Source organism: Marinicrinis sediminis (assembly GCF_042685085.1).
GTDB classification, from domain to species: domain Bacteria; phylum Bacillota; class Bacilli; order Paenibacillales; family KCTC-33676; genus Marinicrinis; species Marinicrinis sediminis.
The window spans coordinates 115,308-142,154 of record NZ_JBHUMM010000043.1 but is presented as its reverse complement, the minus strand read 5'-3'; the positions used below and the strand labels follow the sequence as shown (position 1 = coordinate 142,154).

Genomic DNA, 26,847 nt, shown 5'->3' with positions numbered 1-26,847 from the left:
GGTGCAATTGCAAGGTACACCCTGGCATGCTGTACATTTGCCTACCATCTCGCAGTCACTCGTTCTATCTGTCTTGCTTTATTTCACCAATGCTCCGTTCGGCATCATGTCCGGCACGGTCGCAAGGGTCAGCTGATCGCCTTTGGAAGCCGCCAGAATCATACCCTGGGAGAGCTCTCCGCGCAGCTTCACCGGTTTCAGATTTGTCACGCAGATCACTTTCTTGCCTACCAGTTCATCCGGATGATAATGCTTGGCAATCCCGGACACGACCTGACGCTGCTCTTCTCCGAGATCAAGCTGCAACTTCAGCAATTTGTCTGCCTTTTTGACCGGTTCTGCCGCAATCACCTGCGCCACCTTTAATTCTACCTTTGCAAAATCGTCGATGGTAATGAGATTGGCTTCTTGTTCGGCTTCATCCGGTGCTGGCGCTGAATCCGGTGTGGATGCTGGTGCTGCCGGATTTGCTGTTGCCATGACACCACCCATCGCTTCCACGATATACGCCACTTCTTCCTCCACTTCCAGACGCGGGAAGATCGGCGCCGCTTTTTGAACCTGTGCTTGTGGAATGCCGCCGAATTGTTTGGCGCTCTCCCATTCTGTATGTGCTCCTTCTGTCAATCCCAGTTGTTCCCACATCTTCGCAGGTGTACGCGTCATAAATGGCTGCAACAAAATCGAAGTCATGCGCAACGATTCGGCCAGATGGACCATCACAGACGCCAGGGCATCACGATTCGCTTCGTCTTTCGCCAAAACCCACGGTTGTGTCAGATCAATATATTTATTGGTGAAGCTGATCAACTTCCAGATGGCGCTGAGGGCGACGGAGAATTGCATATTCTCCATCGCTTTCTCCACTTCCATAGCAGTATGTTCCGCCAACTTCTCCAGCTCTGCATCATGCTCGGTCACCTGTCCCTGGTAGGCAGGAATGGTTCCATCAAAATATTTGTGAATCATCGCGACGGTTCGGTTCAACAGATTGCCTAGATCATTGGCAAGGTCAAAGTTAATGCGCTCTACAAAACTCTCAGGCGTAAAGGTTCCATCTGAGCCGAAAGGAACCTCCCTCAGCAAGTAATACCGCAGCGCGTCCAACCCGAAACGGTCAATTAGCGTCACAGGGTCCACCACATTCCCTTTGGACTTGGACATCTTGCCATCCTTCATTAATAGCCAGCCATGACCGAATACTTTCTTAGGAAGCGGCAGGTCAAGGGCCATCAGCATAATCGGCCAATAGATCGTATGGAAACGAATGATTTCTTTTCCGACCAAATGGACATCCGCCGGCCAGAACGCCTCGTATTTCTCAGCGTCCTCACTGCCATAGCCTAACGCGGTAATATAATTGGAAAGGGCGTCGATCCACACGTAAATGACATGTTTAGGGTCCTGTGGCACCTTCACGCCCCAATCAAAAGTCGTACGAGAAACAGCCAGATCCTCGAGTCCAGGCTTGATAAAGTTGTTGATCATCTCATTCTTGCGTGATTCAGGCTGGATAAAATCCGGATTGGCCTCATAATAAGCAAGCAGGCGATCCGCATATTTGCTCATTTTGAAAAAGTAGCTTTCTTCCTTTACCCGCTCCACGGCTCTCCCGCAGTCCGGACACTTGCCGTCCTCCAGCTGTCTTTCCAGAAAGAAGGACTCACACGGGGTACAGTACCATCCTTCGTACTGGTCCAGATAGATATCTCCCTGTTCCAGCAATCGGGCAAAGATTTTTTCGACGGACAACTTGTGTCGGGTTTCGGTTGTGCGAATAAAATCGTCATATTGAATGTCCAGTTTCTCCCACAGAGCCTTGATGCCGGTCACAATCTCATCCACAAACTGCTGTGGAGATACGCCCTTTTCCTTGGCCTTGCGCTCAATCTTCTGGCCATGCTCGTCCGTCCCGGTCAAATACATAACTTCATATCCCCGCAGACGCTTGTAACGGGTCATCGCGTCACCGGCGACAGTCGTATAGGCGTGACCGATATGCAGCTTGTCACTCGGATAATAGATCGGTGTGGTGAGATAAAAGGTTTTCTTGGCTTCAGACATCTTTTCTTCCTCCTGTTTATAGACGGTTGTATACATAAAAACATCAAAAAAACTCTCGCCCAATAATGGGACGAGAGTTGTACTCACGCGTTACCACCCATGCTTTCTTTTTTCCTCACAGAAAAAAGCTCACACAGTCCATGACTGCTCCTGTAACGAAGGATTACGCTGCAGCCTTGTCTGAGAGCGTTTATTGCCTGCTTCTCATGACTCGACAGCAGAGCCTCCCGGACCATCTTCTTCAACTGGGCTATACCGGTTTTCAGCAGTTCCCGGCTCTCTGTTCATAGCGCGCATGTCGAATACTTATCCGTTCCTTGGCATCGTGCTCATATGCTTGATATATCCTGCATGTGATATCAAACTCAATATAGCCCTCTTGCTTTCCTCTGTCAAGCTGTTGACCGCTAGGAGGAGCGAGGTTTTTCCTTTTTCTCCGGCACATAGTCGATGCCACCGGGATGAAAAGGGTGACATTTGCACAGTCTTTTAACCGTCAGATAGGTTCCCTTGAAACTCCCGTGCGTTTCCAGTGCCTCTAGCGCATACTGGGAACAGGTCGGATAAAAGCGGCATGTAGGCGGCTTCAGCGGTGATATGAATTTACGATAGCCGTGTACCATTCCCTTCAGCAGCTTGGCTGACACCGTTGTTGCCCCCTTTTCTCTTGCAGCATCGATCCGCAACCACACCGTTCCCCCGTCACCTCGCCGCAGCTTGTCTGGACTGGCCAGACTGACAGGTTTCACAATAACCATATATGTCAAATTTGTGCTTCACAGGCTTGAATCCTTCCGGATATTGCTGCACATGATCCATCGGACAATAGTGAAACGGAATCGTCCGCTCACATTCCAGACAGATAAAATGATGATGGTGCTCATCTGTATGGCACCTCAATCGAAACTTGATGCCATCCTCAAACATAAACTGCTCGACGATATCCATTTCCTGCAATACCCGCAGGTTTCGATAAACGGTATCAAAGCTCATACCCGCATAGGTTTGAACCATGGCTTCATATACTTCTTTTGGGGTCAGGTATCCTTCATGATCAACAAAAAGCCTCGCTAATGTTTTTCGTTGTTCTGTGATGCGCATTCCTTTATTAGACATTGCCTGGATGATCTCTTGTACTTCCACCTGAATTCCCCTTTCTGTCTTCCAGCTAGCTACCGTTATCTTACACCATGACAGCGCTGTACGCAAAGCTAACCGAATCCGATGCACCCCAACATCTTGAATGAAACACCTTTACGAAAGTGTTTCCCAATTTCGCCACTGTTCGACTGGATTAACGGTGTAAGTCTGGTTATCCCGAGACATCAACGCATATACGATACATTCTCTTCTTATTGTCGCAAAATCTTCATGGAAATTTCCGATGAAATCATTAATCTCTCTTTCTTTGTATGACTTTCCTTCTTCGAGTTTAGAGACAAGAAATCCCAATACAATGAGTTTCTTTTTTAGTTGGACAGGTATTCTCTTTAGTTTTCCATCGCTCGAAAAGAAATTTTTAAGAACCGATTCCTTGAATCTTTTATCTTCATCTCTCATCACTGATAACCTCCGATTATTTTAGTGAAAGGCAGGCATTCTCCAGTCATTTACCATACCATTTGGAAAATTCATGCACGCTATCATATTTTCTCACACGGAACCCTATCCCGAGAACACTTGCTCAGTGGATAACCTATTACTTGTATTCTCTTGAAATCAAAAAAACACCGCACCATAATCGGTCATCTGACCCATTTATGGTACGGTGCTTCCGTCAACAAGTTGATGTCCATGAAAACCCGCCAAGATATGCAGGCGTTCTAGCTAGGTCACAAAAGAGACGGTAAATTTGAGGGTTCACACGGTCTGCATTTGTTCCTGTGAGAATCATTCGAAACTTGTCAACTGTCATGCTATGTGGCTGTCATGAATTTGAAAATGATTATCACTTTCGCTTATAAGTTCATCATATAAGGTTTAATCACGCATTGTCAAGTCAAATGTTGTTCAAGAATTGGTAACAAAATGACAACTTCAATGAGAATGAATATCAAATTCATTGACAGGAGCTCATTCATTCCATACAATTTATATAAGGATTCTGTTTCAACAACAAGATCGTTCAACATCCACTTAAAGCCCGTTTTGGGCATGTGTAAACCGTTTGAATGAACCAACGAACCCGTTTGCTTGCATCATACAATGCAAGGATTGAAAATAAAACGTCTCAGAAGAATGTGTAAACAGGAAAGCGAAATGATGACAGGAGTGAGTCCAACATGTCCATACAGACGAGCCGCCTGACTCTCGGATACGGCGAGCAGACCATTATAGAGAATTTGGATCTGGAAATTCCGAAAGGAAAGATCACCGTCCTGATCGGAAGCAACGGATGCGGCAAATCCACCCTGCTTCGTTCCTTATCCAGACTGCTGAAACCGAATGGTGGAACGGCTTTGCTGGAAGGAGCCGACATCTGGAAAACCCCGACCAAGCAGTTGGCCAAACAAATGTCCATTTTGCCACAGGGACCCTCTGCACCCGAGGGGATTACAGTCCTACAGCTTGTCCGACAGGGACGATACCCGCATCGTTCTTTCCTGAAACCCTGGTCTGAGAAGGATGAAAAAATCGTAAACGATGCGTTAGCTGCAACGAAGCTGACCGAATTCAAGCATAGAGAAGTGGACTCACTGTCTGGTGGACAGCGTCAGCGCGCCTGGATTGCCATGACGCTCGCCCAAGATACCGAAACCATTCTGCTCGATGAGCCAACCACGTACCTGGATCTCACGCATCAGATCGAAATTTTGGATCTGCTGTTTGAAATGAACGAGAAACATCAAAGAACGATTGTGATGGTGCTGCATGACATAAACCTCGCTTGCCGATATGCCGATTATATCGTCGCAGTGAAAAACAAATGCGTTTTTGCATCGGGCAAACCGGAAGAGATTATCCAGCCTGAAATGATCCGTCAAGTCTTTGATATGAAATGCCAGATCATGTGTGATCCCGTCTTCGGCACCCCGATGTGCATTCCATTTGGAAGAGGACGCTCTGTCCCATCCATGCAAATGTTAGGAGCCTCCAATGCTTAACAACGAGAACATCGCCCTTATCGAAACCTATTTTAACACCGTCGTACTCACCAGAGCGCAATTGAATGAGAAGACAGAAGACACCATCATACCTATGACCCAATTGCTGGAGAACCCGGAGAAGTTGCGAGAACTGGCTACGTGGTACCAGCATGCTCATCAATTCAAAAGTCTGGCTTCGGCTTCTTCGCAGGTGAGCAAATACCTGGCCAGACACAGCTGTGCGGTTTTTTTCATGGTGTCTGTATTACGGATGACAGAGCCCTTCCATCCAGCCAGCTGGTACATACGATGGGATCAGCAGTATCATTATCCGCAGTTGCTGGTCGTCAAGCCGGAGTCTCCAGCTTTATCTGAGCCTGGAGAAGCCCAGCCGCGAAGTGGGGAACAAACCTTACAGGAACTGTTTCAATACTGGCTGATTCCACTTGTGGAACGCATTTCTGCCATGACCCGTTTAAAAACAGACTTGCTATGGGAAAATATTTTCGTCTACATTCGTTTTTACTATTTGCGCTTTCTGGAATCATGCAAGTCAGATGTATCCATGTATGCGATGATTGAGAAAGAATATACTTGGATCACGATGACCTCCCCTGCACCCTGGCATCCAGCGAACATCGCCAATCCATTTGCAGGCCTGCATGAGACCATTCCACATCCTGTAAATGAAGCGGAAACCTTCCTCGTTCGGCAAACGTGCTGCCTGCGTGATCAGGGAAATGACGGCAAAAAATGCTCGAGCTGCCCTTTGCTGCAGCCCGAGGAACGGTATCAACAGTTAGAGCAGCTGGCCAAATAAGCTGCTCTTTTTTCTAGTCATCTATGTCTATTGCTCTATGCCTGATGCTTTATGTCTGGTACGCTTTATCTGAGGTTCATTCTTGTTGCTGCACGCTACTCGTAGTAAACCGAATAATATCCTTCAAAAAATCGGCCTCCGCATTCCTGCAAAACGGCTTCCACATAATCAACCCAGACCGATTTATCCCCTTCCGCGACAAAGGCGGCAATGGCCTTTACATATTGATCAAATTGCTGCGGCTGATAGGCTTTCAAGGCTCTGGCGGCCCACTTTCCTTCCCCCAGCCATTGTCTGTTCGCTCTCAGTTGCATCTTCTGCACCAGATCGCTCATTTTCAGCAGGATAAACAGTGCTTCACCGGGATCAGAAATCGATTCAAAATCCGTAAGCTGCTCCGTAATCTCGTATCGATACTCATCCAGCTCTGCAAGTGAACAAGGTTCTGGCCCCTCATCCAGCAACTTTTTCGCCATCGTGGTCATCCGTGTAAATTGTGAATTCGGCTTAATCACGATGCCATCTCCGAGCAGTCTCAAAATAGTCGGCAGCCCACTCTGCACCGCCTCCTCAAAGAAACGCGTATAGCTTCGGGACGTCACAATAAACGCTTCAACCGGGTAGCCCTCAAACCAGAAGGATTGCCGAAAAGGATACGGTTCACTGGAATCCACGATCACCAGATCAAGGTCAGATGATGCACCTGCCAAACCCGATGCCGAGCTGCCACCCATCACGGCGAAACTGGCATGGGGATACCTTTCCTCCAAACATCGCGATGCCGCTTCCAATCTTTTCTCCATCACTCTGCATCCTCCTTCGGTTATCCATTCATCCGAATGATCCGGACCTGCACCCATTTTGATGCTATTGTATGCCGTGTCTGCCCGTTTGGGAACCAGAGCCTCAACTTAATTTCAGCAGCAGGAAATCGTGGATGCGCCTGCGTTCCTTGTCAGAGACGACGTAATAGTAAATGCGATTGTACATTTTCCCGCTCCCCTGAATCTCATCACTTTCCAGCCGCGTAAACCGGGTTCGATAGGCAAACAGCTGCTTCATATCCTCAAAAGTCAGATTGGTCTTCACATTCTGCTCCACCACATTCAGCATATCCTGTGCTTTCAGCAAGCTTTGCATGCTCTTGCCTTCCTCCAGCAGGGCCGACAGAATCTGTTTCTGCCTGGCGTTTCGGCCTAGATCCCCCCTGGGGTCCAACTTTCGCATCCGTGAATAGGCAAGAGCCTCCTTGCCGTCCAGGTGCAGCTTGCCTTGTGCAAAGGTGATGCCTTCATACTCAAATCGCCAGGCATTATCTACCTCTACGCCGCCGAACAGATCGACCAGTTCTTCAAATCCCTCCATGTTGATCCTAATATAATAATCTACCGGAATGCCGAGAAAGCCTTCCACCGTCGCAACAGCCAGTGAGGTCCCGCCAAAGGCATACGCATGATTAATTTTGTCCTCCATCTCCGTGCCAGCAATGCGTGTCCGCGTGTCGCGCGGAATGTGAATCATGGTAATGGCTTCCTTACGGGGATGAACCGCCATCAGGATGAGCGCATCCGATCGTCCACGATCCTTGCCCCGTTCGTCAACCCCCATTAACAAAACGGTAAAAGCCTCCTCATCTACCGCAGTCATATTCATGCGCATGGTTCTCTCTTCGATGTCTTGTGTATCTTCTCCCTCGGAATGCATCGACACCGTGTTCAATAACCGTTCGATACCCGGACGTTCCCGCTCCCATTCAGACACAGAAGCTTCGCCGAATAACGAAGCATCCGCTGCCGTAAGCGGGATTCTCTCCAAAGGTTCATAGATCTGACTGGAGGTTTCTTTTACCTCCTGATACAGATACAATCCCCAACCGGCCGCAGCCAACAGAAAGCATCCAAGTGTAACTCCGATGATCAGACCTGCTCTTTTCCATCTGACGTGCATCTTTTTCATCCCTTTCCATGATCCTTTACAGTCATTCCATTCGTTTTTGCACGATCCATTTACTTATCCCGACTGGAAACGCATATACTGTATTACTATTCAAGCGGGAGGCGAACGAAGATGTCCTTTTATCCGGTTTCACCTGATGCGACACCGGAAAGTGTCGCCATGTATGTACGCATTCAGCAATCCAGCCAGTTGCTGACCGGTCAGCATGACTATTTGGAAGACCCCAATAAATATGTGCAGCACATTCAGGATCGTACAGGGCACTGGCCAGTCGTGCATGGTTTCGAGCTGGGCGGCATTACCGGTCAAAGTCCTCAACTTCTGGACAGTCAACGCAATCAGGTCATACAGGCCGCCCTGGCGTGGGGTGAAAATGGCGGCATTCCCTTGTTCACCTGGCATATGCCTTTTCCGGGAAGTGCGAACGAGTGGAGTCAGGTTCAACGACAAACCTCGCATCAGGAGTTTGAGCAAGTCATCACATCCGGGACAAACCTTCATGCGAGCTTCATCAAAGAGCTGGATCATATTGCCCTCCTGTTCAGCAAGTTGCAGGAGAAGAGCATCTCCCTCGTCTGGCGTCCATTTCACGAAATGAATGGCGGCTGGTTCTGGTGGGGCAAGCAGCGTGCCTTTGCAGCTTTGTGGGATATCATGTTTAAACGGTTTACGAAAACACATCGTCTGGGCAATTTGCTCTGGATGTGGTGTCCGCATGCCCCAAACGCCTATACCACAGAACAGCCGACCGATCTGCCTGCGTCCTATCAGATCGACATGTACGGTCTCGATATATACAACGGAGAATTTCTGCAAAGTCACTACGATCATATTCAGTCTTATGCACAAGGCAAACCGATTGCGATTGGGGAATGTGACAAACTCCCGTCACCTGAATCCATCACAGCCACTCAACCCGCATGGAAATGGTTCATGGGCTGGGGAAAACTGGTGGAAGAAGCCAATTCAAATGAGACGATCCAGGCCGTCTATGCTCATCCTTCTACCCGGCACTTGCAGGAGTGGAAGGCCTTTTCAGCTTCACATGGATTGCGCGGTGCCTACTACCGGGATTTAACCTTTACCGACCTCGCTTTTTCCAGAGTGGACCCCATCATCCGCTTTGACTGGAAGCAGCGCTCCCCTCATCACAGCATGGGCAGTGACCAATTTTCTGTACGCTGGACGGGCAGCCTGCTACCCCGTTATTCCGAAATCTACACCTTCTACGTGGCCAGCGATGACGGCGTCCGATTATGGGTGGATGATCAGCTCATCTACGATCGCTGGCAGAATCAGAGCATACAGGAAGGAAAGGGAATCATTCGCCTGCAGGCCAACGTCTGGGTCCCTATCAAACTCGAATATTTCGATAATACCGGAGATGCCCGCGTTTATTTGCGCTGGTCCAGTCCATCCCAATCGAAGGAAATCATCCCGTCCATGTATCTGACGCCATCCAAGACCTCCGATCCACCCGGCCCGGATAAGCCTACCTATGCCGAGATCAAGCAGCAATTGCAGCAGCTGTCCCTCGAGATTGGCAACCCGGAGCAGTTGAGGACCGAGCAAAAGAACAGCCTTGTAGATGCCATCAACGAAATCGTGCAGCTGTTGCAGGCCCTCCTGGAAGCCGGAGACCGTCAACAGGTCATGCTGAATGCCCGTACTTTTGGTGCAACCCCTCTGGAGGAACAGCAGGGATTTGACAGCACTTCCGCCCTGAATGAAGCCATCCAGGCCTCCATCAAGCTGGGCAAGCCACTCTACATTCCTCCAGGCACCTACCGCCTTTCTTCAACGCTGTATGCCAATGGCAAGCAGGTCATGATAATCGGCTCAGGAGCCGCGACCACCAAGCTGATCATGGATGACAGCAGCAAGTCGGATGGCATTCTGATCGGAGACGATCAGCCGAGCGGCGTCAGGCCGAGCGGATATATCAAAAATCTGTCCATCCAGGGCACCAAACCGAGACCGACAGGGTTCAAGGCCGCTGTCAAAATTAATGCTATGCGGCATTTCGAAGTCAAAAACGTCTACGTCGATCATTACGATATCGGCTTTGACCTCATTCACAACTGCTACGGCTCTTCCTTCTTCATGGCTCGTACCTGGGCAGGTGTGAATGTCGGGGTCAACCTCCGCACCGGAGTGGAGAGCGGCAACGATATCCAGTTCTACAATTGCTGGTTCATCGGCAACATTGCAGCCGTACATGTCTCCAATGACAGCGGTGGCTTTCAGTTCTGGGGAGGTCAGATGAGCGCGGGCTGGTATGAATCCCAGGATGATGACCTGCGCGGTGTCATCACCCTGGGCAAAGACTACATATCGGGCCGCACAGGGGGGGTCGGCAACTTTTCCGTGGAGGGTGTCGATATTGAAGGCTTCAAGCATTGCTGGGCCATTCGGTGCTACGATACTGTCAAGGCCACATTTAAAGGAGTGGGTATGCAGCCAAATGATCCCTCCCATCCTGCCATCGGTGTATTGAAAAACTCACACATGAATCAGTCTCGCATTAACTTTGAACGGTTTCAGGCGAATGGCAATTACTCCAGTCCTGCCTTGATCGTCATCGACAAAGCCTACTCGCTGGCCTCAATCCAGGAGCTAAACTGTGGATATGGAGGCAGCATACAAGGTAAAGGCGTCTCAGGCGGCAGTATGCTCGTTCAATCCAAGATCAATATCGGGCAGTCCCTGTTCCGTGAAGACTGGTCGAATCAGCTTCTGCTCGGAAATGTGTGGATTCGGGAAAAAGAGGGCAAGCTGGAACGATCCCTTGACTGGGGAGCAAGCTGGCAAGAGCTAACGCTGTAACGATGATTTCTCCAGAATCCATTGCACGGCAGCACCACCGCCCAGTTCCATTACGAATTCAGCGGTGCCCTGTCCAGCATCTATGACAACATCCTCCATGGCCTCCTCGTATCGATGGTCGGCTCCAACTTTCTTGCCGATATATAGGCCAGGATCGGGCAGATGCACCCTGACCTGCATACGCTGGGGAGATTCTTCGAAATTCACCCCCTGTATCAGCAGCTTCCTGCTCGACCCTCCCGATCCCGGCAGCGGCGCCAGCTCCGACGTGTCCACAGCGCGCACATACATTTTCCGGTCACGGGTTTCTTCCTTGTTCATCCTCTCCACCAACAATGGTTTTCCGTGTGTGGCATAGGCCAGCGCATATCGTCTGAAAATCGCTGCGCGCGGCTCTTCCATTTCCACCGTATGATGCATACGTAGTTCGGATACATCCGGGATATGACTGTCTTGCTGTTCAAACAGGGCGAAGGCATCATAAAAAGCGGCATGCTGAATGAACACATCCGCAAATCCGATATGGGCACGTACGATCCGGTCGAACGCTGCAGCATGAGGCTGGGTCGCCCCGTACACCTCCGGGTCTGTATGTGTATCTGACGTGCCGAATTCCGTTACCATCATCGGCTTGCGCAAACCGGACAGATCACGTCCTACCGAGCGCATATTCTCGATCAGACTACCGCCCTTGGCGTCCATATAGGATCGACCATAGGCATGCCCATTTGTCCAATCGGTTCGTTCCTCTATGTCTTTTCGGTGCCCCGCATCTCCTGCCCAGCCATCCGGTTCTCCGCAGCGTGGCGGATCATTGTTGGCTCCTTCTCGACAAGGCTTCTCGGCATAAGTCGGCCAGTACGCCCAGCCGGGCGAAACGACTTCCAGATGAGGAGCCAGCTTGCGGGCATGATCATCCATCCAATTTGCGATCGCCAGGTTGACCTGCTTGGATCGGTTGAAGAGTCCGGGCTCATTGTCTACCTCATAATAATGCACATAATTCCCGTACTGCTCCAGATATTGACGAAGCTGTCCCGCAGCTGTATCCGAAAGCGTGCCGTCTCCCTCGTTCAGTAAAAGATCTCCTGTGTACAGATGCATGGCGACAGCCTCCAGATTCAACTCGGCCATCGTTCGATAATAGGCTTCCATATGCGAGCATGACCCTGCAACATTCGAGGGACAGCCGGCTCTCAATACATTGCGGCTGTATGCAATTCCCAGCCATTCTGTCACCGCTGGTAGCACCTTGACCGCCTGCTCATTGAAGAAAAACTGCTGATCGTTGATCATCGTTCCCATCCGAACCGTGCGGCTATGAACCGATTCCTTCATTTGTACCCGCCAGGACAGCAGTTCCATCATATCCCATTCGATCCACAACGCATCATCTTCTGCGTCTGAACAGTACAAGCAGCGAACGATCTCCAGCCTCAGGGTATTGTTTCCGTCACGGATCAAATCGGTTGACAGATCCAATTCATATTCATTCGCAAAGCGGTCAGCTCCTGAAACATCTGCCGTCCCTGCAATTTGCAGCATACCCGCAAACTGTCCGTTCATGAATACAGCCAGCTGCGGGATACTGCTTGGCGCCTGCACAATTCCTATCCGAAAACGATATCCATGTGGTGAAGGCTCGTTCAGTGCGAAACTGACTTCTAAATCAGCATTTATAGAACGACTTAGTCCGCTGGGTATGGTGGCCCAGGCTAGATCGTCTTCCAGTTTCAGGAGCTGATCGACGTTAACGGTCCGAATATCGGTTGCCTTCACCTCTTTGCCAAATTCTGCAGCGCTCCCGTCCTGCATCCCAATTCGCCAAACAAGTTCCCGGTCTCCTGACTGGTCTCGTACATACCAGAAGACCACGATGACAAGGGCGAGCAAGAACAACCCGAGCAGAAGCCAGCCTTTTCCTGCCTTCTTCCTTCGTCTCATCCGATTCATCGATTCCCGTTCACTTCCCGGGAGCTCCCTTGGGTTACGCCATCCAGGGTTTCAACAGACGCATGCCTGTACAGGCGAAGCGTATCTGCTTTCTCATTGGATTCATGCAGTTTTTTGCCCCACGTCATGAACCAAACATAGTCATTGCGAATGCCGTCGTTCCCGAGAATCGGCAACGGATGCTCACCGCTTTCCGTGATTGCGACCGGCTTAGAGCCTGCCAAATTGCGAATTTGCTCATCATAGGCATGCTGATAGTCGCGATCATAGATATCCAGTCCGTAGACATCCACCTGATCTTGTGAAACAGCAAAAGGCTGAAGAGGAGCAGACCAGCGATTCGGCGCATTGGCACTCCATACCCACAGCAAATTGTGCAGCTTGTGCTTCTCCGTAAATCGTGTATACATCAATGCCCACAGCGCTTTGAACCGTTTCTTTTCCCCCCACCAGAACCACTCGCCATTCATTTCATGGTAAGGGCGCCACAGTACCGGAACATTCGCATCCCTCAGCTTTTTGAGATAATACGCCACTTCATCCAGCTGTTTCAGCAGTGAGACATGCAGGGAGGTCCCTGGCGTCAGCATCTGGTCAAATTCCTGCTGAGTCGTGGGCCTTTTCACATACTGCCATTCGTAGGCCATCCCGGGAAACGGGGCATGATAGGTCATGGTGACAAGTCCGCCCTGCTTATGCCAGTTGATTGCCGAATTGATCACCCCCAACCGCTGCTCATGCACTTCACGCGAGCTCTGACCCATAATGGCCCCGAGCTCGTAGCCGTGCAGGATCGGATAGGTGCCCGTGGCCTCTGCAATATCTTCTGTATAGACATCCGGTACTTCCAGATAATCATGCTGACCTGCCAAAATGCGGTTTCCCTGTATCTCGTACAGCATCTTCAGCACTTCCCTGGCTTCCGGAGTCGCCTGCGAATTAACTGGTGATATCGGGGCCGGCGCTGCCTCCGCAATCCATCGATACAATCCGATTAACACTGCAACCAGCAGCAGCGTCGTGAGTATCAGTCTGAATTGAACCCCGTACAACTTTTTCGCTCGCATCTCATCACGATCCTCTGTTTTTTAGTAAGCGAAGCTTCAACACATGATACAGAAACAATCCGTTTCCAATCAGATACCTTTTCCACATCCTGCGAGGCTCCAGCCACAGTCGAAACAGCCATTCAAAACGAAGGAGACGCATCCAGCGTGGCGCCCTTTTAATCCGGTCAGATTCGAAATCCAGGTAGGCCCCGACTGCAAAAAAAGCGCGTGCATCAATCCGGTCAAAGTGCCTGTCAATCCATTTCTCCTGAATGGGTACGCCCATGGCCACAATGACGACATCCGGACTTGCCCGGTTAATCTGTTCGACCACCCAGTTCTGATCGGAATAATAACCGTGAAGATACCCGGCCACACGCAAGTTGGGATACCTCTTTTTCAAGCTGGAAGCTGCAGCCTCCGCCACTCCCTGCTGTCCGCCAAGCAAAAACACCGAAATGTCGCAGTCTGCAAAATGTCCAAGCAGCCTTGGCATCAGGTCCGTACCATTCAAATTCTCCATGAACCGAATCCCGAACAGCTTGCTGCCAATCTCCATGCCGATGCCATCATTCAGCACATACTCTGCCTCGTTCAGACAGTGACGATAGGTTTCATCACGCTGCGAGATATTAAAGCAGTGAGCGTTGACAAAATAATAGCGTTCTTTTTTCCGTTGCCTCACAGCCTCCGTCACGGTTTGCTGGATATCACCCGAAGAAGAAACGGTCACCTTGATATTTCCCATTTTGCAGACTTGCATCATTCCCCTACACCCCTTATGCAGATGCTGCACATCGTACATGTTGCAGCGTATGATTCCAGGCTTCCATCGCCAATGAATGCGGAAGCTCGATATCTTCCCATGTGATGATTTGACCGGGGTCTACATGCCGCATCATCACGCCATGCTGAATGAGCCCGATTGGAATATAATCGGGAGCCTCTTCAATTAGCACCGCTTCCCCCCGCAGCTCAAAGCCCCCGATTCCTTGCATGATACGGCTTCCTTTCTTCAGGGCGGTCTTGGCAATCGCCGCCGTACTGACCTTCGGCAATACCCCGTTGTTAAGCAGAATGCCATCCCCGCGCATCACCCGATCGACCGTCTTCATCATCTCCAGATGACAGAGGTGATAATTAGACTGCAACGTATAGTAGGGACCTTCCCCCATTTTGTAATAGCGCAGGCAATCTTGCTCGCTGCTCTGATGCGTCCCAGTAATAAACACACCCGCTGGAGATTCTGGTGACAATATGTAATCACTGATCGGAGACTTCAGCTTTTCAGCGAGCTCCGCCAGAGATGGCCCGCCAATCTGCGAGGTCAAGGCTCTGGGACCAATCAGCCCTTTTTTGGCAATCGTCGCTCCCAGCCCGTTGGCCACCAGCGTCTGCTCGATCTGCACCTTGGTGCCATCAGTGAAAGAAATCTGCTTCGGCAAACTGATTCCCTGCTTTTTCGACCAGTACAGCATATCCTCATAGGTAGGATGATGATTGAGAAACCCCTTGATATTGCCATACACCAATGGCTCAAACCCCATCATGACCGCATTCTCTCTCAGCGCGGCTAGACATCCTGGCTGATCTCCCTCCGCCTCTGTCAGAAATCCCTTCGAGGCCAGATAACTGCCTGTCGTTACCTGTAACTCTGCATTCAGCGTAATGACCGGCAACTGCTGGTTCATCGCCTTCAGTATGACTTGCGTACCATGGATGACATCCCCGCTGCATTCCACTACCAGATCGACGTGCTCCAGAAATGCATCTGCATCTTGCACAAGCAGATGCTGAAGGGGATAATCGGTTCGATAGGCCGGATCTGTCCGGGTCAGTACCCCGGTCACCTTCACTCGGTGCTGTCGCATAAGCTGACGGACAAATCCTTTTGAAATAAAGCCTGTCCCTACGATGCCAATGCGCACAACAGACTTATTCTCCAATCGCATGCGTGAAATCACCCTTTCTGCTCCCCAGCGCCATGATCTCTTCCCAGTGTAGACTTTCACGCACAATATCCTCTTCAATCAACTCACTGCCGCGCTGAACCTCGATGATCTCCAATTCTTCCAGCGCACGGATCGAATGCTTCGCTCCTACCGGTATGACGATGACATCTCCACCCCTTACTTCCTTCAGCTCACCATCCAAGATGCAGCGTCCTCTTCCAGACAATATCGTCCACACCTCACTGCGTTTTTCATGCCACTGATAACTGAGATTGTGCCCGGCAGCGATACGAATTCGCTTCGTCAGCACCTCACCCTCTCCTTCAAGCTTCGAATAATCAATGACACGATAGCTGCCCCAGCGCCGTTCCTCATACATCGGTCTGGTGGAATGGGACGGCAACACCTCCTTGATTCGCGGACTTTGGGTTTTGTCCGTCACCAGAATCCCGTCCGGACTGGTCGCCACAACGACATTGGACAGCCCAATGATCGTGACGGGAATATCCAGCTCATTGATCAGATGCGTATTCCTGGCATCTTCCGAAAGGATGCCCTTGCCCATAACCGGATCGTTCATCTCCTCGGTCAACGTATTCCAGGTGCCCAGATCTTTCCATCTGCCTTCATAAGGAATCACGGCAATGTTCGACGTCTTCTCCACCACTTCATAATCAAAGCTGATTTTTTTCATGCGGCTGTATTGCTTGACCATCGCTTCATATTGAATGGGCAATCCTCGTTGCATCAGCATCTGAATAAACGTATTCATCCGAAAGGCAAAGACACCACAGTTCCAAAGCGCTTTTTGCCCGATCAGCTCTATTGCCTGCGACTCGCTCGGTTTCTCCTGGAATCGGTGCACACGGCATACAGAAGAAGCGCAATCAGCTGAAACGAGTGGATTTTGCTGATCAACCACGCCGGCCTCCGGTACAATGTACCCGTATTTTTCGGAAGGGTGCGTGGGTCTTACGCCCATCAGGGTCAATTCGGCCTGCTCAGACCGCACCGCTTGCTCCAGCTCCTTCAGCTTTTCAAAAAACGGCTGATCGACAAACGGGTCTACAGGCAGCACAACCACCACTTCATCCAGCGGAACGGCCTCCATCGAATACAGATATACCGCCGCCAGTGCGATTGCGGGAAACGTATCTCTCCGTTCAGGTTCTACAATGAGCGGTACCTCCATGCCGAGCTGACTTTGCAGCATCTCCTGCTGGGATTTACTCGTTGCGATATACGCATCCCCGCTCAGACCCGATTGTGTGAGCTGTCGCCATACACGTTGCACCATCGACTCCTGGATCGCTTTCTCGGGATGCTTCAATACCTTTAAAAATTGTTTGGATCGGCAATCATTGGATAAGGGCCATAGTCTCTTGCCAGATCCGCCTGACAGTAATACCAGCTTCATGAGGACACACCTTTCACTCGATATTTACGAAGCAGCCTTTTGACGGCCACATAATCTTCCTTCTGAAACCCGTATTGCTTCAAACCGACGCCAAAACAGCGCCGATACTGCACGATCAGATACAGCCATTTCACAACGGCCGCACACAGCAGTCCAAGCGCTGCACCGTGAATGCCGTACCCCTGTATCCACCACCACATTAACGGCAGCGAAGTGCCAAACCCGATCGCCTGCAGCCAGGACACCCTTCCCGGCAAATTCAGCGCCATAAATGCCTGGGCCAGCACCATGCCGGATTCCGTGAGCATCACTTCCAGCACCAGCAGCCTGAACACCGTGACGGCACCTGCGAAATCTGCGCCGTACAGCAGCGATAAAAACCAGGGAGCAAGCAGGATAATAACACTTCCTCCGACCAGCATCACCAGCACATTGAGCCGAAAAGCTGTCAAGGTCATCCTCACCACTTCCGCTTTGGCTAGCCCGGATGCCTTGGGAAACAGCACCATGATGATAGAATTGGAGAAAATATTGACCATACGTGCCAGACTGACCGCCACCACATACAGCCCCAGTGCGGAAGGAGAGAGCAGAAAAGCGACCAGCAACTGGTCTGCATACAGGGATGCCGTACCGAGCATCTCATGACCGCTGCAACGCATGCCGTAAGACGTCAGCTTGCGTATGGAGGCGCGCAGCCCGCGCAACGTGCCCGGGAGCTGTCTGTACATGCGGTAGCCGAGATAGAGAAAGATGGGCGCATAAGGGAGAAAATAGGACAGTACCGTATAAGACGGTCGAAAGGCATCCAGCCACAGGCATAGACCCAGACCGATTGCGGTCAGGAGCGGCACACTGATACGCGTCAGATTGTATAAGCCAAAACGGTTCATGCTTCTCAGCATCGCCTGCACGAGAAAGGATAAATGAAGCATCGGAATCACAAACAGCATATACTGGGCATAGCGAATCGTCGCACTATCGTAATGGTGAAGGATCATCGGCAACAGAACATAACCGATGCCCATGGCGGCACAGCTCGCACCACTGGACAACAGAAGCGCTCCGGTGAATAGATCCTTGCCCGGCTGCTGCCGCTTCGACTCGTATAAGGCAGCAGAGTGAATCCCCATGTTTAGCAAAAAAGCCAGAAACTGCGGCCAGAGCAGGATTGCGGCATGCACCCCTCGCCCATCCGCACCCAGACCTCGCGCAATTAGCATCCCGGTAAGCATATTTAACAGAACGACGCCCATATTCATGAGCAGGGTTTGCATCGATGCAGTGACGGACGTGTTCGCCAACGTAATTTGTCTGAACAGCCGGAGTCCAATTTGTACCATTTAGATCACCAATTGCGTCCTTTCCTTGAACTCACTCCATTTTTGAACCAAATAATGCTGAAAATGATATTTAAAACTCTCCACATCAAAGGATCGGGCATGCTGACGAATCGCATTCGAATCCCATTCCCTCCACTCCAGCGCCTTGACTGCACGAGCAAGAGATTCTGGCGTTTGCTCCCGAAAATAAATCCCGTTCAGCTCAGGTCGGATCGTATCCAGTGCGCCGCCGGCTTCGTAGGCAATGACCGGTCTGCCCGCTGCATTCACCTCGAGCGGTGTAATCCCGAAATCCTCCTCACCCGGAAAAATAAAAGCCTTGCACGTGGACATGAGGCGATTGACCTCTTCGTCCGACAGCCGGCCCAGAAATTGTATGTTCGGCTTCGCCATCTTCTTCAGCCGCAGCAAATCAGGCCCACCGCCGACAATGCGCAGGGGCAAACCGATTCGATTGAACGTATCAATCGCCAGGTCAATGCGTTTGTAGCTGACCAGACGCGTCACCATCAGATAGAACGGCTCAATCTTCCCGGAAATGTGAAACCTCGATGTCTCCACAGGAGGGAAAATGACATCGGCGTCCCGGTGATAGCATCGTTTGATTCGTTCCTTGACCGCATTGGAATTGGCCACAAACTGATCCACATGTGCCGAAGTTCGCTGATCCCATTTGCGCAGATAGCCCATATACCCCCGCAGCATATGCTTAAACAGCCAGGACCCCGCCTCCCGCTCCATGTAATGGTCAAAATCCCAGGCAAACCGCATCGGCGTATGGCAATAACATAAATGAAACACATGGGAGGGCACTTTAATTCCTTTCACAAACGCACTGCTGGAACTGATGACCACGTCAAATTCCTGCAAATCAAATTGATGGATGGCGACCGGATAAAACGGGAGCATGCGCTTGTAATGGCGATCCATCCTCGGAATGCGCTGCATCCAGGTCGTTCGAATCTCTGCCTTTTGCAGGCCGGGCAGCAATTTCGACTGTTCGACAGCCGCGGTTGTATAAATCGGAGCCTGGGGAAACATGCTGTGCAGCACCTCCACGACTCGTTCCGCTCCCCCCATCTGAATGAGATAATCATGTACGATCGCTACTTTCATCGCTTCATCATCCTTACTCGGCAGCTTTGGCCGTTGATCCCCATAGTAATGAGTGGTACAAATCGTTTACTTTATGTACGGACTGCTCCATCGTAAACTGCTGGACGACCCGCTCTCTGCCACGCTCGCCCATCAGCTGCCTCGGCTTCGGATTCTGAACCATCCAGCTGATCGCCTCTGCCAGAATCTCCGGCTGATTCGGCTCTATCAACAGTCCCGTCTCGCCGTGAACGACGATTTCTCGCGGTCCTCCCGCATTGGAAGCGACTACTGGCAGACCACAGGCCATCCCTTCTACGATGACCTGCCCGAACGGCTCTGGTGTAATGGACGTATGAACGAGCAAATCGGCGGATTCCATCAACTCTTTCATCTGTTCCACATGTCCGAGCATCGAAACATTCGTTAAACCGTGGGATCGAATCTTCATTTCCAGTTGGCGCTTGTAAGCTTGTTCTCCAAACAACGCATCTCCCGCAATCCAGAAATGAATCGCATACTGCTCTTTCAAGAGAGCGGCAGCCTCGATAAAGACATGCTGGCCCTTCCATTCCGCCAGTCTGCCCGCAAGCAGCACGTGGAACAGACGAGATGTGCGCGCTACTTTGGTTTGCTGATCCATTCGGCCCGCAAAGCAGGAATAGACGACCGCCGTTTTCGCTTTGCGCTGTTTGGGAAGCTTCAGGGTCTCCAGCGTAGAGACGGAATTGGCGATGATGCCTTTGGGACAGATTCGCGCCAGCAGTCTGATGGTTTTTGCTACAGGCGGCTTCAGATAGGGGGAAGAAATCTGATCCCGAATGTGCCAGACAAGGGGCACTCGCGCTATTTTTGCAGCAATGACGCCATACAAGGCAGATTTGAGCGAATTGGTATGCACAAGCTGCACTTGTTCCTCCTTCAGAATAGACCCGACTTTTCGACCATAGCGAAGCAATGCAATGGCCGAAGTCAACAGGCTCAGTCCAAATTGATGACGACCCCGACTGCGAACTTTTTCACTCAACGGAACGATCCGTACCTCAATCCCCCTGCTTCTCATCCGATCGGCCAGCGGCCCCTCTTCAGCAAGAATGACGAGCGGTTGAACCCCCTCCTTCATATGGCTAAGTAGATGAAACAACGCAATCTCCCCGCCGCTCCACCTCGCGGTATGATCCAGATAGGCTACCGTTACCCGATGCATGCCTGTTCCTCCTTCTGCCTCCACACCTGCTCAAATAATTGATAGATCTGTTTCCCTGCCTGCTCCCACGTATAATGTTGCTCGAAATAGGATCTGCAGGCCTGCTGACTTGGCCACGATTCCCGATCTTCCAGCAGCGCCAGCAAGCCTTCTGCCATTTGGCCTTCATGGATTCCCTTGAACAAAAACCTTGCGTCCCACTTCTCTATGATTTCCTTGCTCCCGCCTATCGGCGTTGCGGCAACCGGAATCCCTGAAGCCAGCGCCTCGACGGTGATCAATCCGAAACCTTCCAGCGTCCTGGAAGGGACGACGAACAGATCCGCTGCCCGGTAATAGAGAGGCAATCGTTCATCCTCGATATATCCGAGCAATCTGACGTGATCCTCCAGTCCAAGCGCGGCGATCTCTTGCAGCAGTTCTTCATAGAGCGGACCCTTCCCCCCGATATACAGAATGGCATCCGGATATCGATCAACCACCTGTCTCCAGGCTTTTACCAGCGGAATCAGTCCCATTCGATTCACCAGCCTGCGAATCGTAAGCACAACCAGCCGATCCTTCGGGATGCCCAGACTGTCGCGAACCTGATCACGATCCTCAGCCACTTGAAAGCGGTGATCGGCCCCGCCGGGAATCACATGGATGCGTTCGTGCGGAATCCGATAGCTTCGGTGCAGGATGTGGGCGAAAGCTTCGCTCAATACAATAAAATGATCAGCCATTCGATACGCTCTCTTCTCCATGGTACGGGCTGTCGCCGTTTTGACAGATTGCACAATTCCCTGTTTCTCGACCTTCATTTCCTCGGCCCATGGTCCATGAAACCCGAACACAACCGGAATCTGTCGCTTTCTCGCCTCCAGCATAGGCCCAACGGCATAAGGGGCGAAATGGACATAGACCAAATCAAAGGCATGCACGCTCATTTCCCGGGCTGCCAGCTTGCGAAAGTCAAACTGCCGCTGCAGCAAGGATCGCTTGGACGAGACAGGCCCGGCAAACGCCACGCCATCCTCTACCGGCAACGTGTGCCCGCAAACGAGAACATGCACATCACATGAGCCCTTTAACGTTCGAACGATAGACCGAACATATGTATTGAGACCTCCCGGCTGCTCGTCCGGCCATCCCATGCCAATCACGAGAATGCGGGGTCTGCTGATTGTCATTCCAGACACTTCCTTTCCCTAACTCCAGTTCCATGATGCCAATGCCATAAAGCCAATGCCATTACTCCTCCATCCCTTTTCGCACAGAGGGAATGACCGAGCTGGCAGGTGGAAGCAGTGATGTACGTCGTTCCTGTTTTCGTTGCCACTCCAGCTCATACCATTTCAGTTGTTTCAAAAATTCATAATAGGCCCAGAAGATCGACACACTGAGGCCGGCCAGTCCGCTCATAAAGAGCTTATGCATCACATATTTCTGAATGAATTTGGCGGGGGGTCTCCACAACAGACGATGCGTGCGGAATTTCCCTTTACTGTCATGGGCTTTTCGGGCATCCAGGTCGGTGTACATATTGAAGCGCCTGACATGATCCTGAATACTGCGGAAGCCGTCATGCATCAGTACCCCTTCCAGCGTGCGAATTTCCGATTTGGCCGCGTCAATGACTTCATGCACAGGTGTCTCGGTAAACTGATGATGCCGTTTATGATACAGTCTGAGAAGTCGTTCACCCCGATGAAGCCAGGAGCCCAGGAAATTGCCGATCCGGTACACCGAATAGACGAGCTTGGGATCGTGCGGCTGTGCTTTCCAGTCCTTTATCGCCTGCTGAAGCGTCTCATCCAGCCACTCATCCGCATCGATAACAAAAATCCAGTCATGCATAGCATGATCCGCACCGACATTTCGCTGTTTCGCAAAGCCTTCCCACGGGTGGAACACCACCTCGCATCCCAGCTTGCCGGCTATGGTAACGGTCTGATCGGTACTCCCGCTATCCAGAATGACGATTTCATCGGCAATGGATTGACACGACTGAATCGCCTGCGCAATCCGTTCCTGCTCATTCTTCGTTATCATCACCACCGAAAGCTTGCAAACGGACAATCGATTCACCTCCCTCTCTTTCCGCCTGTTTAACTCACTTTGTATTTCACGCTCTATTCAAGCTTTATTTCACTCTCTATTCACTGTCTATCCTTCTGTCTGTCTCACTTTCAATTCCATAAACTGTCCTTCTATCAAACTCGCTATTTCACAGATGATGGCTCCCTATCACAATTTCACTGGAAGCGCCTGGTTCCACTTGGTCCCAGGCTGTCACTTCCATTTCGATGGGCCGCGTTCATTTGGTTCAGGCGATGCCCTGCGAATATCTTGGCGATCGCCAGTCGATTCGGCGCGGGTGCTTTCTTGATGTACGAAATCGGCGTGGGTGCTCGGCTCATTTGCTGATGCGGCCTGTGCTCGCCTGTTCCATCTGCTAAGCAGAAAGCGCCAGTCGTCTCGGTAGAACCACCAGGCAGGCGGTCTGGCACCCAACAATAGCGGGTATTGAATGCATATGCCCACAAATCGAACACAGGTGGCGATCAATACAGCCCATCCGGCGCCCATCATGCCATAGGTGGGCACCAGCAGCATGATGAGCGGAAGCGTCAGGCCAAGACCGATGCCTTGCAGGATCGCCACGCTGCCGGGTCGATCCAGTGCCATGAACCCCTGTGCCAGCACAAGAACGCCTCCTCCAATGACGACTTCCATGACAAGCAGTCGAAACAGAGGAACAGAGGAGAGAAACGCGTCACCGTACAGCAGCTGCAACAGCCACGGTGCGATCCACATGGCCATGCCCGCACCTATCACCGACAGCATCGTTGTGATGCGAAAAGCTCTTCCGGTCCAGCGCAGCACCTCCTCCTGCTTCTGTCCCGACACCTTTGGCAACAGCACTACGATGACAGATGAATAGAGGATCTGTGCCATTCTGGACAGGCTGACCGCCACCACATACAGGCCAAGCTCCACCGGTGATAAATACAGAACCAGAATCACCTTGTCCAGATGATTGCTAACATTGGTGAGCAGATCAATCCCGTAGGAGCGCAGCCCATAATGAAAAAGCCGCCTGATCTGCACCAGCGGCTCGTGAAATGAAATCCCTATTCGATGGATGATCAGGACCGTCATCCAGCAGACCAGCGGAACGGTCGGCAGCAAGTAGGCCAGTACCGTAGTCACCGCGGTAAGTTGTCCGATGCCCCAAAGTCCGCATAGCAGCAGCAAAGTGAAGATCGGGGGCAAATAACGCATCTGATTGAAACTCTTGAAATCTCCAATGGCTTGCAGCACCGCATTATTCATCAGCAGTAGCATAACCACAGGCGCTTGCAGCATGGACCAGCAGGCAAAGCGCACCACCTGATCATCATAGCCATCGAGCCAGGCGGGAATAAACCACCAGCCGATTCCGATCGCCAGCAATCCGATGACCGCAGCGAGACAAACCGCGCTTCCATACCATGCTGAGGCCTGTTCAGGCTTCGTTTTCATACGAAACAGCAGTGCGGTCGGCAGCCCGAATGTCAGGACAAACGGTAAAAACTGTGACCAGATCAGCATCGCGGCCTGATCCCCTCTGCCGTCCGGACCTAGCACGCGCGCCGTAATCATACCCGTAATCACATTCACAGCGAGAATGAACACGCTGGCTGCTGTAGTTCGCAGCGTATGGGCCAACTCACTATGAAGGCTCGGCCAGCTCCATAACCGACGTATTCGCAATGTCTTCATGTATGTTCTCCTAATCCAATATAAAACCACGTATACAAGGCAGTAAGACCCGTCAGACTGTTCTCAAACATCAAGGTGACGATGGCGGCCGCGATCATCGCCGCACTCATCATGGCATAAGGGGTGCGTGTCGGTTCCACCCCTGTCCTTATCTGCATGCTTTTCCATAGCAGAAACAGCAAGCAGCCAGTCCAAACCAGCGTTCCTGGTACGCCAAAAGTCAGGAGCAACGCACCCCAGCCATTGTCAAATACCCCAAACTCGCCAAGCTCGCCTCCATTCGCCAGCTTCGTTCCGGTTCCTGTCGTACCCAGTCCTCTGCCCAACGGATCGTGCTTGATGAGCGGAACAAGTTCACGTGCAAAATCCATCCTTTCCATATACGAATGATCAGACTCGATATCTCCGAGTGTTGCGACACGCTCCGTAACTCCCTCAGAGCCCGGCAGGAGTGGAGCCCCGATCATCATGAGCATGATGATAACGAAAAGCGCCGACAACAGCCGCACCTTTTTGCGGAGGGGGCTGAGGCAGGCATACACCAGGATCATCACGATCAGAGCCAGCCAGCTTGAACGTACGAGAGTCAGACCAAGACCGGCCAGCACAATGAGCACACCCGCCCAGCCAAGTGGCCGCCACTTCCGTTCCACCAGCATCGGAAACAGGGCGCCAGTCAGAAAGGACGCAGCGGGCCCGGGAGAGTTCAAAGTAGAGAAGACCCGAATTTCAAATGGTTCCGGCTTTCCGATTGAACCCATATCGGCATGCTCCATCCAGAAGACATCCCAGGCAGGCGCATAGATATACTGCATGATGCCGTAGATGGACACCCCGATAGCCAGCAGCCCGTACAGTTGTATCCACAGCCGCTTTTCACTCGCATTCGGTTTGGTGATATGCATGTAAGGCAGCAACAGCAGCGGAGCTGCGTAATTAAGGAGGGCAAACAGGGCAGGAAACGGCGCACTCAGCCCCAATGCCACCCCGTAGACCAATACAACGACTAGCAGCATAAATACGTGCTGTACATGTCGTTGCAATTTGCGCCATTCCTTGATGAGTATCAGACTGCCATAGCACATGACCAGCAGCGGTGCAATACTGATATAGGACATAGGGTGGTACGTATCGACTGACCAGTCCATCACTCTTCTCACTTCAGGAGTGATCGCCCAGATCATCAGCGCATAGGGGACATACCATTTTGAATGGGAGAAGGCAAGCACGGCTCCCGGGAATACGAGAATGGTCAAACCAAGCAGCTGCAACCCCGTTCCGATTTCCATTTTGGCACTGCCCCACCCGATCATGAGCGGACAGATGACACAGCCGAGACTAACGAGGATCACGATCATCGAGAGCAATCTCAGCCGCAGCGCATGCGGCCATGAATGTCGCCAAAGTGTCTGTTCTGCCGACATCCTGGTTTATGTCGTGAGCGGCTCAGGAGACAACTGGCTGAGCATGTCAACCATCGCTTCCCGGAGCGGTTGCTTCAAATCTTCATTTCGCAGTGCAAATTCAAGTGTCGTCAGGATGAAGCCCAGCTTCTCACCCACGTCATAGCGATTGCCCTCGAATTCATACGCATGAACCTGCTTCTCTTCATTCAGCTTCTGAATGGCATCTGTCAGCTGAATTTCTCCCCCTGCGCCCTTTTCCTGCATGGACAGATAGTCGAAGATTTCTGGCTCCAGCACATAGCGACCCATAATGGCCAGATTGGAAGGAGCGGTTCCGAGTGGCGGCTTCTCAATAAATTGCTTGACACTGTACAAACGATCCATCCGATCTTCAAAATCGACAATCCCGTACCGGTTTGTCTGATGATCCGGAACCTGCTGAACCCCGATAATCGAAGCATGATGCTGCTCATACTGCTCCATCAACTGCCGCAGGCAAGGTGTTTGCCCTTGCACAATGTCATCACCTAGCAGAACAGCAAATGGTTCATTGCCAATAAAGCGACGTGCGCACCAGACAGCATGCCCCAATCCTTTCGGCTCTTTTTGCCGAATAAAATGGAGATCTACGTGTGCAGCCCGCTGTACTTCATCCAGCAGGTGAAGCTTGCCGCTTTGCAGCAGTTTGTGCTCCAGCTCAAAGGCATGGTCAAAATGATCCTCAATCGCTCTCTTGCCTTTCCCCGTTACAATGATAATATCCTCAATGCCGGAATCGATGGCTTCTTCTACGATATACTGGATGGTCGGCTTATCAATAATCGGAAGCATTTCCTTGGGCATGGCTTTCGTGGCAGGCAGAAATCGTGTCCCTAACCCGGCGGCTGGAATAATGGCCTTTTTGACTTTTTTCAATGCAACTCCTC

22 protein-coding genes are annotated in these 26,847 nt (G+C 51.3%); 3 read left to right on the top strand and 19 right to left on the bottom strand.

The features are described from left to right. Positions 1–78: 78 nt before the first annotated feature. From metG to ACFSUC_RS14300, 4 genes are all read right to left on the bottom strand, one after another. Positions 79–2,064, bottom strand: a complete 1,986-nt coding sequence (gene metG, locus ACFSUC_RS14315) for a methionine--tRNA ligase (RefSeq protein ID WP_379930301.1) — start codon at positions 2,062–2,064, stop codon at positions 79–81. A 407-nt stretch (positions 2,065–2,471) separates the two neighbouring features. Beyond that, positions 2,472–2,699, bottom strand: a complete 228-nt coding sequence (gene yidD, locus ACFSUC_RS14310; protein WP_379930971.1) for a membrane protein insertion efficiency factor YidD — start codon at positions 2,697–2,699, stop codon at positions 2,472–2,474. Positions 2,700–2,766: 67 nt separating this feature from the next. Next, positions 2,767–3,207 carry a Fur family transcriptional regulator gene (locus tag ACFSUC_RS14305; protein ID WP_379930300.1) on the bottom strand — a complete coding sequence of 147 codons (441 nt, stop codon included), beginning with the start codon at positions 3,205–3,207 and terminating at the stop codon, positions 2,767–2,769. A gap of 111 nt (positions 3,208–3,318) precedes the next feature. Beyond that, positions 3,319–3,624 (bottom strand): DUF2087 domain-containing protein, encoded by a 306-nt coding sequence (locus tag ACFSUC_RS14300; RefSeq protein WP_379930299.1) that lies wholly within the window; start codon positions 3,622–3,624, stop codon positions 3,319–3,321. A gap of 722 nt (positions 3,625–4,346) precedes the next feature. On the opposite strand from ACFSUC_RS14300, the gene ACFSUC_RS14295 reads away from it, so the two are divergent. Continuing rightward, entirely contained in the window at positions 4,347–5,168 is an 822-nt protein-coding gene (locus ACFSUC_RS14295; protein ID WP_379930298.1) for an ABC transporter ATP-binding protein, read from the top strand. Next, the gene (locus ACFSUC_RS14290) at positions 5,161–5,970 is read left to right on the top strand and encodes a (2Fe-2S)-binding protein (RefSeq protein ID WP_379930297.1); all 810 of its coding nucleotides are present in this window, start codon (positions 5,161–5,163) and stop codon (positions 5,968–5,970) included. The genes ACFSUC_RS14295 and ACFSUC_RS14290 overlap by 8 nt, the downstream gene beginning before the upstream one ends. A gap of 95 nt (positions 5,971–6,065) precedes the next feature. On the opposite strand, the gene ACFSUC_RS14285 is transcribed toward ACFSUC_RS14290, so the two are convergent. Both ACFSUC_RS14285 and ACFSUC_RS14280 read right to left on the bottom strand, forming a co-directional pair. Next, positions 6,066–6,773 carry a nucleotidyltransferase domain-containing protein gene (locus ACFSUC_RS14285; protein WP_379930296.1) on the bottom strand — a complete coding sequence of 236 codons (708 nt, stop codon included), beginning with the start codon at positions 6,771–6,773 and terminating at the stop codon, positions 6,066–6,068. Between the two features lie 103 nt (positions 6,774–6,876). After that, positions 6,877–7,917: an LCP family glycopolymer transferase gene (locus tag ACFSUC_RS14280; protein WP_379930295.1), complete on the bottom strand. Its 1,041-nt coding sequence runs from the start codon at positions 7,915–7,917 to the stop codon at positions 6,877–6,879. Positions 7,918–8,037: 120 nt separating this feature from the next. On the opposite strand from ACFSUC_RS14280, the gene ACFSUC_RS14275 reads away from it, so the two are divergent. After that, a complete protein-coding gene (locus ACFSUC_RS14275; RefSeq protein WP_379930294.1) occupies positions 8,038–10,752 on the top strand; it encodes a glycosyl hydrolase in 2,715 nt (904 codons plus the stop codon). Here ACFSUC_RS14275 and ACFSUC_RS14270 read toward each other — a convergent pair. The 13 genes from ACFSUC_RS14270 to galU form a co-directional block, all read right to left on the bottom strand. Then, a complete protein-coding gene (locus ACFSUC_RS14270) occupies positions 10,741–12,696 on the bottom strand; it encodes a hypothetical protein (protein ID WP_379930293.1) in 1,956 nt (651 codons plus the stop codon). The two genes, ACFSUC_RS14275 and ACFSUC_RS14270, sit on opposite strands and share 12 nt — an antisense overlap. A 5-nt stretch (positions 12,697–12,701) precedes the next feature. Continuing rightward, a complete protein-coding gene (locus ACFSUC_RS14265; RefSeq protein WP_379930292.1) occupies positions 12,702–13,772 on the bottom strand; it encodes a glycosyl hydrolase in 1,071 nt (356 codons plus the stop codon). A 4-nt stretch (positions 13,773–13,776) separates the two neighbouring features. After that, positions 13,777–14,520 (bottom strand): WecB/TagA/CpsF family glycosyltransferase, encoded by a 744-nt coding sequence (locus tag ACFSUC_RS14260; RefSeq protein WP_379930291.1) that lies wholly within the window; start codon positions 14,518–14,520, stop codon positions 13,777–13,779. Between the two features lie 13 nt (positions 14,521–14,533). Beyond that, positions 14,534–15,706, bottom strand: coding sequence for an NAD(P)-dependent oxidoreductase (locus ACFSUC_RS14255; protein WP_379930290.1), 1,173 nt, complete (start codon positions 15,704–15,706; stop codon positions 14,534–14,536). Further along, positions 15,690–17,123, bottom strand: a complete 1,434-nt coding sequence (locus tag ACFSUC_RS14250) for a sugar phosphate nucleotidyltransferase (protein WP_379930289.1) — start codon at positions 17,121–17,123, stop codon at positions 15,690–15,692. The genes ACFSUC_RS14255 and ACFSUC_RS14250 overlap by 17 nt, the downstream gene beginning before the upstream one ends. Beyond that, positions 17,120–18,466: a lipopolysaccharide biosynthesis protein gene (locus ACFSUC_RS14245; RefSeq protein ID WP_379930288.1), complete on the bottom strand. Its 1,347-nt coding sequence runs from the start codon at positions 18,464–18,466 to the stop codon at positions 17,120–17,122. The genes ACFSUC_RS14250 and ACFSUC_RS14245 overlap by 4 nt, the downstream gene beginning before the upstream one ends. Next, positions 18,467–19,582: a glycosyltransferase gene (locus tag ACFSUC_RS14240; protein WP_379930287.1), complete on the bottom strand. Its 1,116-nt coding sequence runs from the start codon at positions 19,580–19,582 to the stop codon at positions 18,467–18,469. It abuts the gene before it with no gap. A gap of 13 nt (positions 19,583–19,595) precedes the next feature. Beyond that, positions 19,596–20,768: a glycosyltransferase gene (locus ACFSUC_RS14235; RefSeq protein WP_379930286.1), complete on the bottom strand. Its 1,173-nt coding sequence runs from the start codon at positions 20,766–20,768 to the stop codon at positions 19,596–19,598. Beyond that, positions 20,756–21,940 (bottom strand): glycosyltransferase family 4 protein, encoded by a 1,185-nt coding sequence (locus ACFSUC_RS14230; RefSeq protein ID WP_379930285.1) that lies wholly within the window; start codon positions 21,938–21,940, stop codon positions 20,756–20,758. Before ACFSUC_RS14230 ends, ACFSUC_RS14235 begins: the two co-directional genes overlap by 13 nt. 61 nt (positions 21,941–22,001) lie before the next feature. Beyond that, positions 22,002–22,829, bottom strand: coding sequence for a glycosyltransferase family 2 protein (locus ACFSUC_RS14225; protein WP_379930284.1), 828 nt, complete (start codon positions 22,827–22,829; stop codon positions 22,002–22,004). 213 nt (positions 22,830–23,042) lie between these two features. Continuing rightward, positions 23,043–24,515 (bottom strand): lipopolysaccharide biosynthesis protein, encoded by a 1,473-nt coding sequence (locus tag ACFSUC_RS14220; RefSeq protein ID WP_379930283.1) that lies wholly within the window; start codon positions 24,513–24,515, stop codon positions 23,043–23,045. Then, a complete protein-coding gene (locus ACFSUC_RS14215; protein ID WP_379930282.1) occupies positions 24,512–25,939 on the bottom strand; it encodes an O-antigen ligase family protein in 1,428 nt (475 codons plus the stop codon). Before ACFSUC_RS14215 ends, ACFSUC_RS14220 begins: the two co-directional genes overlap by 4 nt. A gap of 6 nt (positions 25,940–25,945) precedes the next feature. Next, complete coding sequence (gene galU / locus ACFSUC_RS14210; protein ID WP_379930281.1) at positions 25,946–26,836, bottom strand: UTP--glucose-1-phosphate uridylyltransferase GalU; 891 nt, start codon at positions 26,834–26,836, stop codon at positions 25,946–25,948. Between the last annotated feature and the right edge of the window lie 11 nt (positions 26,837–26,847).

Coding starts and splice junctions, on each gene's coding strand:
- ACFSUC_RS14260 (WP_379930291.1), bottom strand. CDS start 14,520: ATGATGCAAGTCTGCAAAATGGGAAATATCAAGGTGACCGTTTCTTCT.
- ACFSUC_RS14235 (WP_379930286.1), bottom strand. CDS start 20,768: ATGCATCGGGTAACGGTAGCCTATCTGGATCATACCGCGAGGTGGAGC.
- ACFSUC_RS14230 (WP_379930285.1), bottom strand. CDS start 21,940: ATGACAATCAGCAGACCCCGCATTCTCGTGATTGGCATGGGATGGCCG.
- ACFSUC_RS14295 (WP_379930298.1), top strand. CDS start 4,347: ATGTCCATACAGACGAGCCGCCTGACTCTCGGATACGGCGAGCAGACC.
- ACFSUC_RS14290 (WP_379930297.1), top strand. CDS start 5,161: ATGCTTAACAACGAGAACATCGCCCTTATCGAAACCTATTTTAACACC.
- ACFSUC_RS14240 (WP_379930287.1), bottom strand. CDS start 19,582: ATGAAAGTAGCGATCGTACATGATTATCTCATTCAGATGGGGGGAGCG.
- ACFSUC_RS14285 (WP_379930296.1), bottom strand. CDS start 6,773: ATGGAGAAAAGATTGGAAGCGGCATCGCGATGTTTGGAGGAAAGGTAT.
- ACFSUC_RS14270 (WP_379930293.1), bottom strand. CDS start 12,696: ATGAGACGAAGGAAGAAGGCAGGAAAAGGCTGGCTTCTGCTCGGGTTG.
- ACFSUC_RS14265 (WP_379930292.1), bottom strand. CDS start 13,772: ATGCGAGCGAAAAAGTTGTACGGGGTTCAATTCAGACTGATACTCACG.
- ACFSUC_RS14220 (WP_379930283.1), bottom strand. CDS start 24,515: ATGAAGACATTGCGAATACGTCGGTTATGGAGCTGGCCGAGCCTTCAT.
- ACFSUC_RS14250 (WP_379930289.1), bottom strand. CDS start 17,123: ATGAAGCTGGTATTACTGTCAGGCGGATCTGGCAAGAGACTATGGCCC.
- ACFSUC_RS14215 (WP_379930282.1), bottom strand. CDS start 25,939: ATGTCGGCAGAACAGACACTTTGGCGACATTCATGGCCGCATGCGCTG.
- ACFSUC_RS14280 (WP_379930295.1), bottom strand. CDS start 7,917: ATGCACGTCAGATGGAAAAGAGCAGGTCTGATCATCGGAGTTACACTT.
- ACFSUC_RS14245 (WP_379930288.1), bottom strand. CDS start 18,466: ATGGTACAAATTGGACTCCGGCTGTTCAGACAAATTACGTTGGCGAAC.
- ACFSUC_RS14255 (WP_379930290.1), bottom strand. CDS start 15,706: ATGCGATTGGAGAATAAGTCTGTTGTGCGCATTGGCATCGTAGGGACA.
- metG (WP_379930301.1), bottom strand. CDS start 2,064: ATGTCTGAAGCCAAGAAAACCTTTTATCTCACCACACCGATCTATTAT.
- ACFSUC_RS14275 (WP_379930294.1), top strand. CDS start 8,038: ATGTCCTTTTATCCGGTTTCACCTGATGCGACACCGGAAAGTGTCGCC.
- ACFSUC_RS14300 (WP_379930299.1), bottom strand. CDS start 3,624: ATGAGAGATGAAGATAAAAGATTCAAGGAATCGGTTCTTAAAAATTTC.